We start from the raw sequence: 13,620 nt of genomic DNA, 5'->3' as shown, positions 1-13,620 counted from the left end.
AGGTCTGCCGACATCCCCGACCCGAGTGGGTGACCTCCTGCTCCCGACGATCCTGACCCTGGCCGGCCGCAACACCGCGAGCGTGAAGCAGTTCCTGGAGCTGTTCCCGCCTCGCAGCTCCCCGCCCCGGCCACCCTCCCAGCCCAAGGCGGTGAACCCGTGACGACCGACTTCGTGGACCGCGTCCGCAACCGCCTCGCCGGCGACCGCCGCCAGGCCGATCCGGTCGCCGTCGCGACCGCGGTCCGTGCCGAAGCGGGCGGCGCCCTCGGCCACGACGCCGTGCTCGACGCCGTCCGCCAGGCCCGTGACGAGTTCGTCGGCGCCGGCCCGCTGGCTCCGCTCCTCGACGACCCGGCGACCACCGACGTCCTCGTCACCGGCCCGGGCGAGGTCTGGACGGACGGCCCGCACGGCCTCACCCGCACCGGAATCCGCTTCGAAGGCGAGGAATCCGTCCGCCGCCTGGCCCAGCGCCTCGCGCTGGCGGCCGGCCGCCGCCTCGACGACGCACAGCCCTATGTGGACGGCTGGCTCCCCGGATCCGGCCCGCACGGGCGCATCCGCGTGCACGCCGTCCTCCCGCCGGTCGCGGCCAACGGCACCTGCCTGTCCCTGCGCGTCCTCCGCCCGGCTACGCACGACCTCTCCGCCCTGCAAGAGCTCGGCGCGTTCGACGCGAGCGGCGCGAAACTGCTGCAGCACGTCGTGACGCGGCGAATGGCGTTCCTCGTCACCGGCGGCACCGGCGCGGGCAAGACCACCCTGCTGGCCGCGCTGCTCGGCGCGGTCGACCCGGGCGAGCGGATCGTCTGCGTCGAGGACGCCGGCGAGCTGCAGCCCGCGCACCCGCAGTTCGTCGGCCTCGTCGCCCGGCCGGCCAACGTGGAGGGGGCGGGCGCGGTCGGCCTGCCCGAGCTGGTGCGCCAGGCCTTGCGCATGCGCCCCGACCGGCTGGTCGTCGGCGAGGTCCGCGGCGCCGAGGTCGGCGCCCTGCTCACCGCCCTGAACACCGGCCACGACGGCGGCGCCTGCACGCTCCACGCCAACTCCCCGGCCGAGGTGCCCGCCCGCATCGAGGCGCTGGCCGCACTCGGCGGGCTGGGCCGTGACGCCGTGCACAGCCAGCTCGTCGCGGCGGTCCGCGTCGTCCTCCACATGCGACGCGAGCCGGGCGGCCGACGCCGCCTCGCCGAAGTCGGCGTGCTCCGCGGCGAGCACGGCCGCGCGCGGGTGGTGCCGGTGTGGCGCGCGGGTCGCTGGACGGTCGACCGCCACCTCTTCGTGACGACGGGATCCCTCACGTGCTGACTTTCCTTACCGGACAACGTTTCCCGCACCGTCGAAGGAGAGACCGATGATCACCGCGTGGCTCCCGCTGTGCGTCGGCGCGGCCCTGGCGTGCTGGCCCGCGGCGCCGGACCGGCTGCAGGTCGTGGTGGAACAGCCGGCGACGAAGTCCCGCAGCCGGCTGCCCGAGCTGTGGCCGGTCGTCCGCTGGCTGCTCCCCGCCGCGCTGGCCGGGCTGGTCGCCGGAGTCGGCGGCGCCGTCGCCGTCGGAGTGCTGACGCTGGCGTGGCGCCAGGAATGGCAAGCCCACCGCCGCGCGAACCGGGACCTCGCGATGGCCGCGCACACGGCGACCGCGTTGCGGACGATGGTCGCCGAGCTGCGCGCCGGAGCCCACCCGGTGACCGCGGCGGAGGCCGCCGCCGAAGTCGTCCCCGCGGTCTCGGCGGACTTGCGTGCCTTGGCGGCCGCGGCCCGCCTGGACGGTGAGCTACGGGCACCGGCCATCCCGGAGCTGGCCACGGCGTGGACGTTGGGCAGGCGCTACGGCCTGCCGATGGCCGACGTCCTGGACGCCGCCCGCCGCGACGCCGAAGCCGTGCTGGCGTACGCCCGCAGGATGCGCGCGAAACTGGCAGGCCCACGCTCGAGCGCGGCGGTGCTCACCGGCCTCCCGGTGCTGTGCGTGCTCCTCGGGCAGGCGATGGGCGCGTCACCGCTGTCGGTGTTGATCGAAAGCACGCCCGGGCAGCTCCTCCTGGTCCTGGGCAGCGTCCTCCTGTGGGCGGGAACGGCCTGGTGCCGCGCCCTGACCGGCCGAGTAAGGCTCCGATGAACGCGGCAGCACTCCTACTGTTGGCCGGCGCGGTCGTCACCTGGCCGACCGACGCCACCGCGGCCCGGCGATTCGCTTGGCTGCGGGCCGCCCGAAGACCCGAGCCCGTTCGCAAGTGGCCGGGCGCAGTCCCGCACATCGCGACGACCTTGGGCGGCGTCTCGCTGGCCGTACTCGTCGGCGGCCTGGCCGGGATCGTCGTGGGCGCGCTGGTGACCGCCGCCGGCTGGTGGGCGATCGGCCGTTCCCGGCGACCACGCGCACCCACGGCCGACATCGCCACCAGACTGCGGCTCGCGGGCACGCTCGACCTCCTGGCGGCCTGCCTGCGAGCGGGCCTCCCGGTCCCGACGGCGCTCGACGCGATCTCCGGCGCCGCACCCACCGAGGCAGCCACGGCGTTGCGATCAGCCGCGGCCCTGCTCGCCCTCGGCTCGGAGCCCGGTGAGGCCTGGGCACCGGTGCAGGCGTTCCCGGGCCTCGACGAACTGGCGGTCGCGGCGATCCGCACCTCCCGCTCGGGCGCGGCGTTCGCCACGGCCGCCGCCGACCTCGCCGAGCGGCTCCGCGAGGAGCTGGCCACCGAGGCCGAGGAACGCGCCGAACGAGCCGGAGTGGCGCTGGCCCTGCCGGTGGGTCTGGTCTTCCTGCCCGCCTTCTTCTGCCTGGGCGTCCTGCCGGTCGTCCTGGGCCTGGCCGCCCGTCTCGGCCCCCTCTTCTGACCTCTTTATCGAAGGGAATCCCCATGAACACGCCCCACCGACGTCCCACTAACGACGACGGCTCCACAACGGTCGAGTACGCCATCGTCACGGTCGCGGTAGCGGCTTTCGCGGCCGTCCTCTACACCCTGCTCACGGGCGACTCGGTCGTCTCGTGGCTGACGAGCCTGGTCATGAAGGCCTTGTCGGTCCCGTCATGACCCGCCGCGACGACGGCTCGGTCACGGTCGAAGCAGCCCTCGGGCTGGCCGGCCTCACAGTGCTGGGGCTGTTGCTGTTGGCGGCAACGACGATGGTGACAGCCCAGCTGCACTGCACAGACGCGGCCCGCGAGGCAGCGCGCCTCCTGGCCAGAGGCCAACCCACCCAGGCCGAGGCGGCGGTCCACCAGATCGCACCACCGGGAGCAACCCTCGACGTCCAGCACACGGGCGAAGAAATCACGGTCAGAGTGGCAGCCCACCCAGCCGACACCCTCCTGCCGATGATCACCTTGAAGGCGACGGCGTACGCCCTGGCCGAGCCAGGCACAGAGGCCCCCAATGCCTCACGCTGACAACCAGAGGGCCCGAACACAGCACAGTCCGCGCACCGCCAGCCGCCCTAACGCCAAGGCGCGACGCCGCACTGCGGCAACCGCGCGGATACGTAGCCGCCAAGCCGCCTCCACCACGAAGGCGGACAGCGGAGCGGCGACAATCTGGACAGCAGTGGCAGTCGCGGCGCTAACGGGAATAGCAGTGCTCGGCCTCTGGCTGAGCACGGTGACCATCGCTCGGCACCAAGTCGAATCGGCAGCCGATCTGGGAGCCCTAGCAGCGGCATCACACGCATCAGAGGGCCCGGACAAAGCCTGCGGCCGCGCCCGCTGGGTGACGGACCACATGGGAGCCAAGCTCCTGACCTGCCGGTGGCAAAGACTGGACGCCCTAATCGAGGTAGAAGCCCCAAACTCGAAGTTCGCCGGACTGCCCGCCCCATCAGCACACGCCCGAGCAGGCCCCGTCAACGAACCACCCTGACCCGGCCCCACACCGGCCACCCACGCTGGTAACCAACTGCCGAGGCCGACCAGCCTCGCTGGCCGACCACCGTGCCCTGCCCCGCCGACTACCCCCGGCCAAACCAACCCACGAGGACCTAGCTGCACCGAACCGGCCCACTGTCCAACCGCCGTGACCACCTGCGCCGCAGACCAGCGTCCGTGAGCGGCATCGAGCAGGGTCACCAGCGAAGCCGGTTATGCCGTGCGTGGGCGTGAGCCGACCCCGCAAGCGGTGAACCGAGCACTTGCTCGGCGGCGAGCCTGGCCAAGCCCAACTGCTGTCCGTGCAGACCGCTGGCCACCGCCCGCGCTCGCCGAGCACGAGACTCGACCCATGTCACATGCGATGAACAGCTGCGGCGACAGATGGGCGCCAAGTGACTGGCCGTTCACCAACGCGCCAACCAGCGGGGACCCGCCGCACCGGCAATGTGCCGCCCGGAATCGCCGCTCGCCTTCCACCGGGCTGACTCGCTGGTGTGGTCGACCGGCGGACGCCGACCGGTCGGTATGCGGGGGTGACCGGCGCGGCGGCCGGGCCGCGCGATGAGCGGTGGTTGGTCACGCGCAGCGGTCATCAGTGCACGGTGAGCGGTCAGAACCCTCTCTCACCTGGGCTGATGGGTGGCCTGTGTGGGCTCTGTGAGGCCTCCTGCGGGTGCCGATCCTGGGGTTCACCGCGACGAACGGTCTTTGTTTGCCTGCCGTTCACCGTCGGAGGCCCGTCAGTCCGTTCGGTCCGGCGTAGGGACTACTGGGCGCTCATCGCCCCGTAACCACCGGTTGTCGCGTGGGGGTTCCGGGCAATGTGCAACTTGCCGTTAAGTGAGACGTGCGACACCACGGCAGGGTCTCGGGGGGTCGCGACGAACCAGACCTCACAGGCAGGAAAGACATGTTGGACGCGAATTGGCCGGACAGCTGGCGCGGCGCCTTCCGCATCGAAATGCGGGCGGAGGCGATCGGTCTCGCCTGGCGTGGCTGGCCGGTGCTGCCGGGCGTCAACCCCGCGCCGCTCACCGAGGGTGACGACCTCACCTGGCGCCGTCCCGTTCCGGCCAGTGACAACTGGCGCGAGCAGATCGGCACCCACGCTCACGAGGTCGCCACCTGGTTCTCCGACCGCACCCACAGCCTGCTCGTCGCGACCGGCACCGTGCTCGACGCCATCGAGGTCGACGACGAACTCGGCAAGCGCGCCTGCCGCCTGCTCCGCGCCCTCGGCCACCCGGCGCCCATCATCGCGCTGCCGAACGGCCGCTGGCTCTTCCTCACCACCGCCGCCGACAGCATCCCGGCGGAGCTCGCCTCCCGCGCCACGATCCAGTGGCACGGCAAGGACAGCTGGATCCCGCTGCCTCCCTCGCCGTTCCAGCACGGTGTCGTGCACTGGCGCGTCAAGCCCGAGGTCTGCGGCTGGCAGCTGCCGGACGCCGCCGAGGTGCACGACGTGCTCGTCCGTGCACTGGCCGGCGCCGACGCCGCCCTGCTGGTTCAGACCACTGCGGCCTGAGCCACTTCGAACCACCGCCCCAGGCCGGTCCCAGCCCGGCCGAGGCGGAGCAGGACACAACTCCATGGACCACTGAGTGGCCGTTCTAGGCGCCGTGTTGACGCAATGCCCCGAGCACGGTTCCGAGAACTGCCACCGCCCCCGCCTTGTCCAGCGGTTCGTTGCCGTTCCCGCACTTCGGCGACTGAACGCAGGACGGGCATCCCGTCGGGCACTCGCAGGAGACGATCGCCTCCCGCGTTGCGACCAGCCACGGGACAATCGCGGCATAACCGCGCTCGGCAAATCCCGCACCCCCGGGATGGCCGTCGTGCACGAACACCGTTGCCTCCCCGGTGTCTTCGTGCCACGCGGTACTCACCCCGCCGATGTCCCATCGGTCGCACGTAGCAAAAAGCGGTAGCAGGCCGATCGCCGCGTGCTCGGCGGCATGCAGGGCACCGGGGACCCGTGCCGGAACCAATCCGGCACCCCCCGGTGTCCTGCCACCCTCGTGAACGGGCCCCCGACCGTTCGCCAGGGTTTCCTCCCCGGTCCCCACCGTCCCCGCAGATTCGGTCCCCACCCGATGGCCCCCGGTCCCCGCCTCGCCATCGGCCCCAGAACCGCGGACGACCTCAACCGAGCCGACCATCGCAGGCCCGCCGACGACGGTCTCGCGGCCGGCTGAATTCCGGCCGCCGGAGCCCTCGCCGCCTGCGCCTCGCCCGACCGGGCCACGGCCGCCCGAATCCCGATCGGCCGCCGCACGGTCGCCCGGATCCTGGGCGGCCGCACCATCGCCAGCCGAATCTCGCTCGGTCGGCCCGCGGTCGCCCGAGCTTCGCCCGGCGGGGCCGCGGTCGCTCGGATCCCGATTGGTCGCGCCACAAGCGCCCGACTCCTGAACGGCCGGATTCCGGTGGTCGGAATCCACGCCACTCGAGTCTTGCCCGGTCGGCTCGCGGTCGCCCGAATCCCGATCGGCCTCGCCGCGTTCGCCTGGCTCCCGTCCGGCCGGATTCCGGTCGCCTGAGTCCGCATCACCCAGGTCTCGCCCAGCCGCATCACGGTCGCCCGACTGCCGTCCGGCCGGATGCCGGTCGTCCGAACCCGTGCCTCCCGAGTCCCGCTCGGCCGCGCTGCGGTCGCCCGAACCCAGGACCGCCGCACGTGGCGGCTCGCTAGGGCCGAGCAGGTGCGACGAGATCGTGTACCAGACCGCCCGCGTGTGGAGGCTTTGCTCCGGCAGGTCCAACGGTGTCGAGTCCAGCACCTCGCCCGACGGACGTCTTCGCAGGTAGCCCACTACTTGGGACGTCACCGCTACCTCGCCCAGGCAGATGCTCACTCCGCCGAAGTCCTGCTTCTCCTGGGTGCTCAGCACCGAGATGTCCACGATCTCGCGCGGTGTCGTCGTCCAGTCCGGGTTCTCCGCGTGCACCAGCGCCAAGCCCTGCTCCAAGTCCAGCTCATCCACTACGTACGACGAACCCTGGTGCAGGTAGACCGCGCCGGGGTGGACGGCGAAGCAGGCCGAGCCCGGGTCGACCGTGCCCAGCATTCGGCCGGAGTCCGACTCGACCACCGCTATCTGCTCGCCGCCCGTTCCGCGGATGCCGACGTCGGCGTGGGGGCGGTCGCGGGATGTCCAGTACCAGCCGCTCGATCGGCGGCGCAGCAGTTTCTGCTCCGCCAGTTCGGCCAGCACCGCCTGGGCGGCCGCGCCGCCGAACATCTCCAGCTCGGGCACGGTCAGCGGCAGCTCGGCGACGGCGCACGCGAGCTGCGGCGCCAGCACGTACGGGTTCGACGGGTCTAGCACCGCCGACTCCACCGGCCTCTCGAGCAACGCCGCCGGGTGGTGCACCAGGTACGTGTCCAGCGGGTCGTCGCGTGCGACGAACACCACCAGCGCCGAGTCGCCCGAACGGCCCGCGCGGCCGGCCTGCTGCCAGAACGACGCGAGCGTGCCCGGATAGCCCGCCAGCACCACCGCGTCCAGCCCCGCGATGTCGACGCCCAGCTCCAGCGCGTTGGTCGTCGCGACGCCCAGCAACCGGCCCGACAGCAACGCCGCTTCGAGGGCCCGACGCTCCTCCGGTAAGTAGCCAGATCTGTACGCCGCAACGGTTCCCGCCAAGCGTGGGTCCACTTCGGACAGTATGCGACGCGCACCCAGCGCGGCCAGCTCCGCGCCCCGGCGCGAGCGGATGAAGGCCAGCGACCGCGCGCCTTCGACGACCAGGTCGGCGAGGATCCGCGACGCCTCCGCGCCGGCCGACCGCCGGACCGGTGCGCCGTTCTCACCCGTCAGCTCCTCCAGCAGCGGCGGCTCCCACAACGCCACCGTGCGAGCGCCGCGCGGCGACGCGTCATCGGTGACGGCGACGCACGGAACTCCAGTCAGCCGCGAAGCGAAAGAAGCCGGCGAAGCCGTTGTCGCGGAAGCCAGTACGAACACCGGTGAAGCGCCGTAGTGCTCCGCCACCCGCCGAAGCCGGCGCAGCAACAGGGCCACGTGCGACCCGAAGACCCCGCGATAGCTGTGGCACTCATCGACGACGACGCAGCCGAGCCGCCGGAAGAACGGCGCCCACCGGCCGTGCGCCGAGAGGATTCCGCGGTGCAGCATGTCCGGGTTGGTGAAGACCCAGTTCGCGTGCGCGCGCACCCAGTCGCGTTCGACCATCGGGGTATCCCCGTCGAACGCCGCCGCCCGGACGCCGGGCACGTCCAAAGAGGACACCGACCGCAGCTGGTCCGCGCCCAGCGCCTTGGTCGGCGACAGGTACAGCGCCGTCGTCTTCTCACCCGCGGCCAGCCGGGACAGCACCGGCAGCTGGTAGGCGAGCGACTTGCCGGACGCCGTGCCGGTCGAAATCACGACATGACGACCCTCGTACGCGTGCGACGCCGCCTCGGCCTGGTGCGCCCACGGCGACGGGACGCCGCAGTCACGCAGCGCGTTCACCACCGCCGGATCCGCCCACGACGGCCACGGCGAGAAGCGCGCCGCGCGGCCCGGCAGGTCCGCGACGTGCGTGATCGGGTCTTCGCGCGCCGGGATGCCCGCGGTCACCCGCCCCAGCAGCCGCCGCCCACGTGAATCGTCCACTCGCCGAGCTTGGCACAGGGGTCCGACAGTTCCGGCGTATCCCAGCAGGGCCAACGGATCGGCGGCAGAGTGATCGATCAAGTGAGGAGGCTCACAAGGTAACGGATTGTACCGACCCTGGGACGGCTTGTCGGGCCTGGTTGCAGTACCAATACACTCCCGCAATCCACACTCTCTGTGGTGAGCGTCATGTGAGACGTGCGTTGCTGCCCGGCTAGCGTGTCGCTCGGTACAGGGTCCAAGCCAGCGTCGGCCGTGTCGAACCTCGGCCTGCCGTCGACGCTGGCGCATGTCGACGTCTCCTGGAGGACGAATGGCACGGCAGTTCCTCGCGGAGGGCGGCAACATCACGCTCTCCGGAGGTGGCTACACGATCGTCGGTGTAGTCGCCGTGGTCGCGCTTGCCGCACTCGTCATCGGCTACGTCTTGCTCAAGGAGGTGCTGGCCGCGGGCCAGGGCACCGCCAAGATGCAGGACATCGCCAAGGCGGTGCAGGAAGGCGCGGCCGCTTACCTCAAGCGGCAGCGGAACACTCTCGCCATTTTCGGCGCGATCGTGTTCCTCCTGCTCTTCGCACTTCCCGCCGACGACTGGAACGAGAAGATCGGCCGCTCGCTCTTCTTCCTGGTCGGCGCCGGCTTCTCGTTCGCGATCGGTTACCTCGGCATGTGGCTGGCGACGCAGGCGAACCTGCGCGTGGCCGCCGCGTCACGTGAGGAAGGCGGCCGCGAGACCGCTATGCGCGTGGCCTTCCGCACCGGTGGTGTGGTCGGCATGATCACCGTCGGCCTCGGCCTGTTCGGTGCCGCGGTCGTCGTGCTGGTGTACACCGGCCAGGCGCCCAAGGTCCTCGAAGGCTTCGGTTTCGGTGCCGCGCTGATCGCCATGTTCATGCGTGTCGGCGGCGGTATCTTCACCAAGGCCGCCGACGTCGGCGCGGACCTGGTCGGCAAGGTCGAGCAGGGCATCCCGGAGGACGACCCCCGCAACGCCGCGACCATCGCGGACAACGTCGGTGACAACGTGGGTGACTGCGCCGGCATGGCGGCGGACCTCTTCGAGTCCTACGCCGTCATGCTCGTCGCCGCCCTGATCCTGGGCAGCACCGCCTTCGGTGTGCACGGCCTGATCTTCCCGCTGATCGTGCCGGCCATCGGCGTGATCACCGCGGTGATCGGTGTCTACATCACGAAGGCGCGCGTCGGCGAGCCCGGCCTCGTCACGATCAACCGCTCCTTCTACATCTCCGCGGTCATTTCCGCGGTGCTGTCGGCGATCGCGGCGTTCGTCTACCTGCCGAGCAGCTTCTCGGACTTCGGTGCGGGCTTCGAAAACTCGGGCAACCCGGCGGTCATCGCGACCATCGCGGTGATCATCGGCATCGTGCTCGCCGCGGTCATCCTGAAGCTGACCGGTTACTACACGGGCACCGAGTACAAGCCGGTGAAGGACGTCGCGCAGACGTCGGAGACCGGCGGCGCGACCGTCATCCTCTCCGGCATCTCGGTCGGTTTCGAGTCCGCTGTGTACACCGCGCTGGTGATCGCCGCGGCCGTGTTCGGCGCGTACCTCCTGGGCGGCGGCGTCGCGCTGTTCGCCGTGGCGCTCGCCGGTACCGGCCTGCTGACCACCGTCGGCGTCATCGTCGCGATGGACACCTTCGGCCCGGTTTCGGACAACGCGCAGGGCATCGCCGAGATGTCGGGCGACGTCGACGAGAAGGCCGCGCAGATCCTCACCGAGCTGGACGCGGTCGGCAACACCACCAAGGCGATCACCAAGGGCATCGCGATCGCCACGGCGGTGCTCGCGGCGACGGCGCTGTTCGGCTCCTATTCGGACGCGATCGCGAAGACGCTGACCGGCATGGGCACCGGCGTCGCCGACGGCATCGCCGGGGCGAACTCGTTCGTCAACACGATCGTCAGCCCGAACACCCTCGTCGGCGTCATCGTCGGCGCGGCCGTGGTGTTCATGTTCTCCGGTCTCGCCGTCAACGCGGTCTCCCGCGCCGCCGGCGCGGTGGTCTACGAGGTCCGTCGCCAGTTCCGCGACATCCCCGGGATCATGGAGGGCACCACCCGTCCCGAGTACGGCCGGGTCGTCGACATCGTCACGCGCGACTCGCTGCGTGAGCTGACGACGCCGGGTCTGCTGGCGGTCTTCGCCCCGATCGCGGTCGGTTTCGGCCTGGGCACCGGCGCGCTCGCCGGCTACCTGGCCGGCGCGATCGCGTGCGGCACCCTGATGGCGATCTTCCTCGCCAACTCCGGTGGCGCGTGGGACAACGCGAAGAAGCTCGTGGAGGACGGCAACCACGGTGGCAAGGGCTCGTCCGCGCACGAGGCCACCATCATCGGTGACACCGTGGGTGACCCGTTCAAGGACACCGCCGGCCCGGCGATCAACCCGCTGATCAAGGTGATGAACTTGGTCTCAGTGCTGATCGCGCCCGCCATCGTGCAGTTCTCGATCGGCCCGGACCAGAACACCGCGGTGCGCATCATCATCTCGCTGGTCGCGGTCGCCGTGATCGTGGCGGCGATCGTGGTCTCGAAGCGGCGGGGAACGGTCCTCACGGACACCCCGACGGAGATCAAGGCCTGATCCTCGCGGTACCCGTCCACGGGCCCGGCACGCAGCGTCGCGTGCCGGGCCCGTGGCGTACCGGGGCATCCCACGCCGGACTGGCGAGTTGCGAAGCGGCACCGAGTCGGTACCGTCGGGCTCTCCGGGACGTCGTCGAGCAGGAGGTGTGCAGGTGCGGCCGCGGTCAACCGTCTTAGCCGCTCTGACCACGACGATCACGATCGGCCTCGCCGGCTGCGGGCAGCAAGCCGCCACGCAGCCGCCGGCGCGGGACCAGGGTCTGTCGGTGACGACCGTGGTGCCGCAGGCCGATCCCGCGGCGAGATGGGCGGACGCCTACTGCGGCGCGGTGGGCGGCCTGGTCCGCACCCTGGCTTCGCTCCCGACGGTCGACCCGAGCACGCCGCAGCAGGCGTCCCGGACGTCGAGCGAGCTGCTTTCGTCGGTGGTCGGCGGGCTCGACCGGAGCCTGGCCGGGCTGACCGCGCTCGGCGCGCCGCCCGTGCCCGCCGCGGACGGCGGCCGCGAGGACGTCATCGGGCAGTTCACCGAGATCCGCACGCAGGCCGAGAACGCGCGTCAGCGGATCGACGCGGTCCGCGGCGACGCGGCGGCGACCAAGGAGGCCCTCGGCGAGGCCAGGGCCACGCTGGACCGCATCGACGCGCTCGACTACCTCAAGGGCCTCAAGGACGTCCCGGCCCTGGAGGCGGCGCAGCAGCGGGCCCCCGGCTGCCGTCAGCTCGACGGGCCGCCACGCTGAAAGATCCCGTGACCCTCGCCACGAATCGAACTTGTGTTCTAGTATGGCGCGGTGGATCGGACGATCTCGCTCTTCTCCGCGGAGGCCAGCGGGCCCGGCCTGGGCGACCTGGCCGGGCTCTTGTGCTGCCACGGTCAGATCACCGGGTTCGGGCGCACCGCCGCGCGGCTTTCGGTGGTCGTCGAGGAGCCGTGGCGGGCGCACATCCTCGCGCGTGAGCTGCGGCAGCGCGGCGCGGACGCCCAGGTTTCCAGGGCCGACTGCGGCAACCCGCAGGTCCGGACGTCGTTCCGGGTGGACCTGCTCCCGATGGCGGTGAAATGGCTGCGTACGGGCTGCGCCGGCCCGGTGGAGGACGACTCGGGCAAGGCGGTGCCGGACGGCTTCCGGCTGAGCGGGGCGATGCTGCGGATGTGGGCGCTGGCCGGCGGCCGGCCCGGCACGCAGGGCTACCTGCTGGCCGTCGACCCGCTGGCGCCCGGCATGCACGAGCGGCTGGTCGACGCGCTGACGCCGCTGGGCGTCCTGGCCAAGCTGACCGGCCCGAAAGCCGAGGTCCCGGCCGTGAAGGTCACCGGGAAACGCCGGTTGGAGGCGCTGCTGGAGCTGATCGGCGAGCCGCCGCCGGGCGCCGAAGCGGCGTGGCCCGGGGCGGTGCCGGCGGAGGTGGAACCGCACCCGGAGGCCGTGACGAGCACGGCCTGACCGGGTGCGGCCGCCGCGTCAGGGCCGGGGCAGGGTGCAGCCGGCCTGGGTGAGGGCGATCTCGTTGGCCGCGGTGAGGCAGGCCGGGATGCCGTAGGTCTCTTCGCCGTAGTTCGTCAGGTGGTGCACGGTGACGTTGCCGGCCTGGTCGACCTCGCACGGGTTGTTCTCCGTGCAGCGCTGGCCGTCTTCGTTGCCGGTGTTGTTGACGCCGACGACCTTGCCGCCGGAGATGATCGGAGAGCCCGAGGTCCCGCCGATGGTCTGGCACGCGGAGGTGTAGCGGATCGAGTCCTTCCAGGTCCAGCTGCCCTCCTTGAGGCGGTAGACGAACCCGTCGATGTTGCAGGAGTAGACGCGCTTCCAGTAGCCGGAGACGACGTCGATCGCGGAGCCGGCGGTCGGGTGCGCGTTCGACAGCTCGAGCGGGGAGATCCCGTAGTTGGACTTGATCTGCGCGTAGGTGGTGGTGAGCTGGTAGAGCGACACGTCGGTGTCGGTCATCGTGCCGTAGATGATCTTCTTCGCGCGGAGCGTGGCCTTGTTGCTCCCGCTGGCCGTGAGCAGCGTGAACGTCCGGGTCGAGGTCTGGTTCGTGATCACCTGGCCGGGGCCGGGGAAGCCGCTTTCGAGGCAGTGGCCGTTGGACATGACGAGGGCGGGCGCGGTGTCCGGCGTGGCGGCCGGCTTGACCACGGAGCCCGAGCAGTTGGACAGCGCCACGGTGCCGGCGAAGTTCGCCGCCGCCGCGTTCGCCGGAGTGACTCCCAGTAATACGGTGGCGGTCACGGCGGTGAGCAGGGCGCCGAGCAGGCGTCGGGTCATGGCGGTTCCTTTCGGCTGGACGGGGAATCCAGTGAAGCGGTCACCTCCACGCGCCCACCACCGTCGAACGGAGGGTATCCGGACGGTCACGCGCTAGGCTGCGCGGCACGTGGCCGAAATCACGTGCCCGGTGTAGAGAGGAAACATCGCCGAGGTCAGCGGCGATGCGGTGGACACGGGCCCAGCGGCGTGTTGGGCCACCTCCACGCCGTCCGGGCTGGGAGAGCGTGCACAC

Annotated in this window: 13 protein-coding genes; 11 read left to right on the top strand and 2 right to left on the bottom strand. The window is 71.5% G+C overall.

Annotated elements, in window-relative coordinates; translation table 11 throughout:
- Positions 1 to 25 precede the first annotated feature (25 nt).
- The 8 genes from OHS58_RS34155 (at position 26) to OHS58_RS34120 (ending at position 5,405) form a co-directional block, all read left to right on the top strand.
- Complete coding sequence (locus OHS58_RS34155) at positions 26 to 163, top strand: hypothetical protein (protein ID WP_328645231.1); 138 nt, start codon at positions 26 to 28, stop codon at positions 161 to 163.
- Positions 160 to 1,311, top strand: a complete 1,152-nt coding sequence (locus OHS58_RS34150; protein WP_328645230.1) for a TadA family conjugal transfer-associated ATPase — start codon at positions 160 to 162, stop codon at positions 1,309 to 1,311. The genes OHS58_RS34155 and OHS58_RS34150 overlap by 4 nt, the downstream gene beginning before the upstream one ends.
- Positions 1,312 to 1,357: 46 nt before the next feature.
- Positions 1,358 to 2,125, top strand: coding sequence for a type II secretion system F family protein (locus OHS58_RS34145; RefSeq protein ID WP_328645229.1), 768 nt, complete (start codon positions 1,358 to 1,360; stop codon positions 2,123 to 2,125).
- Positions 2,122 to 2,847 (top strand): type II secretion system F family protein, encoded by a 726-nt coding sequence (locus OHS58_RS34140; protein ID WP_328645228.1) that lies wholly within the window; start codon positions 2,122 to 2,124, stop codon positions 2,845 to 2,847. Before OHS58_RS34145 ends, OHS58_RS34140 begins: the two co-directional genes overlap by 4 nt.
- A gap of 23 nt (positions 2,848 to 2,870) precedes the next feature.
- On the top strand, positions 2,871 to 3,047 hold the full coding sequence (locus OHS58_RS34135; RefSeq protein WP_326944962.1) for a DUF4244 domain-containing protein: 177 nt from the start codon (positions 2,871 to 2,873) through the stop codon (positions 3,045 to 3,047).
- Positions 3,044 to 3,403 carry a TadE family type IV pilus minor pilin gene (locus OHS58_RS34130; RefSeq protein ID WP_328645227.1) on the top strand — a complete coding sequence of 120 codons (360 nt, stop codon included), beginning with the start codon at positions 3,044 to 3,046 and terminating at the stop codon, positions 3,401 to 3,403. Before OHS58_RS34135 ends, OHS58_RS34130 begins: the two co-directional genes overlap by 4 nt.
- A complete protein-coding gene (locus tag OHS58_RS34125) occupies positions 3,390 to 3,869 on the top strand; it encodes an Rv3654c family TadE-like protein (protein ID WP_328645226.1) in 480 nt (159 codons plus the stop codon). Before OHS58_RS34130 ends, OHS58_RS34125 begins: the two co-directional genes overlap by 14 nt.
- A 918-nt stretch (positions 3,870 to 4,787) precedes the next feature.
- Positions 4,788 to 5,405: a bifunctional DNA primase/polymerase gene (locus OHS58_RS34120; protein ID WP_328645225.1), complete on the top strand. Its 618-nt coding sequence runs from the start codon at positions 4,788 to 4,790 to the stop codon at positions 5,403 to 5,405.
- A gap of 85 nt (positions 5,406 to 5,490) precedes the next feature.
- Here OHS58_RS34120 and OHS58_RS34115 read toward each other — a convergent pair whose 3' ends face one another.
- Positions 5,491 to 8,466 (bottom strand): DEAD/DEAH box helicase, encoded by a 2,976-nt coding sequence (locus OHS58_RS34115; RefSeq protein ID WP_328645224.1) that lies wholly within the window; start codon positions 8,464 to 8,466, stop codon positions 5,491 to 5,493.
- A 349-nt stretch (positions 8,467 to 8,815) separates the two neighbouring features.
- On the opposite strand from OHS58_RS34115, the gene OHS58_RS34110 reads away from it, so the two are divergent.
- The 3 genes from OHS58_RS34110 (at position 8,816) to OHS58_RS34100 (ending at position 12,560) form a co-directional block, all read left to right on the top strand.
- Positions 8,816 to 11,110 (top strand): sodium-translocating pyrophosphatase, encoded by a 2,295-nt coding sequence (locus tag OHS58_RS34110; protein ID WP_326944959.1) that lies wholly within the window; start codon positions 8,816 to 8,818, stop codon positions 11,108 to 11,110.
- Between the two features lie 268 nt (positions 11,111 to 11,378).
- Positions 11,379 to 11,855 carry a hypothetical protein gene (locus tag OHS58_RS34105; RefSeq protein WP_328645223.1) on the top strand — a complete coding sequence of 159 codons (477 nt, stop codon included), beginning with the start codon at positions 11,379 to 11,381 and terminating at the stop codon, positions 11,853 to 11,855.
- 51 nt (positions 11,856 to 11,906) lie between these two features.
- Positions 11,907 to 12,560 (top strand): hypothetical protein, encoded by a 654-nt coding sequence (locus OHS58_RS34100; RefSeq protein WP_328645222.1) that lies wholly within the window; start codon positions 11,907 to 11,909, stop codon positions 12,558 to 12,560.
- 18 nt (positions 12,561 to 12,578) lie between these two features.
- Here the strand turns inward: OHS58_RS34100 and OHS58_RS34095 are convergent, their stop codons facing one another.
- Positions 12,579 to 13,385, bottom strand: a complete 807-nt coding sequence (locus tag OHS58_RS34095; RefSeq protein WP_326944956.1) for a S1 family peptidase — start codon at positions 13,383 to 13,385, stop codon at positions 12,579 to 12,581.
- Positions 13,386 to 13,620 lie beyond the last annotated feature (235 nt).

Origin of the sequence: Amycolatopsis sp. NBC_00348 (assembly GCF_036114655.1) — a bacterium.
GTDB lineage: Bacteria > Actinomycetota > Actinomycetes > Mycobacteriales > Pseudonocardiaceae > Amycolatopsis.
This window is presented reverse-complemented; position numbering and strand designations above follow the sequence as displayed.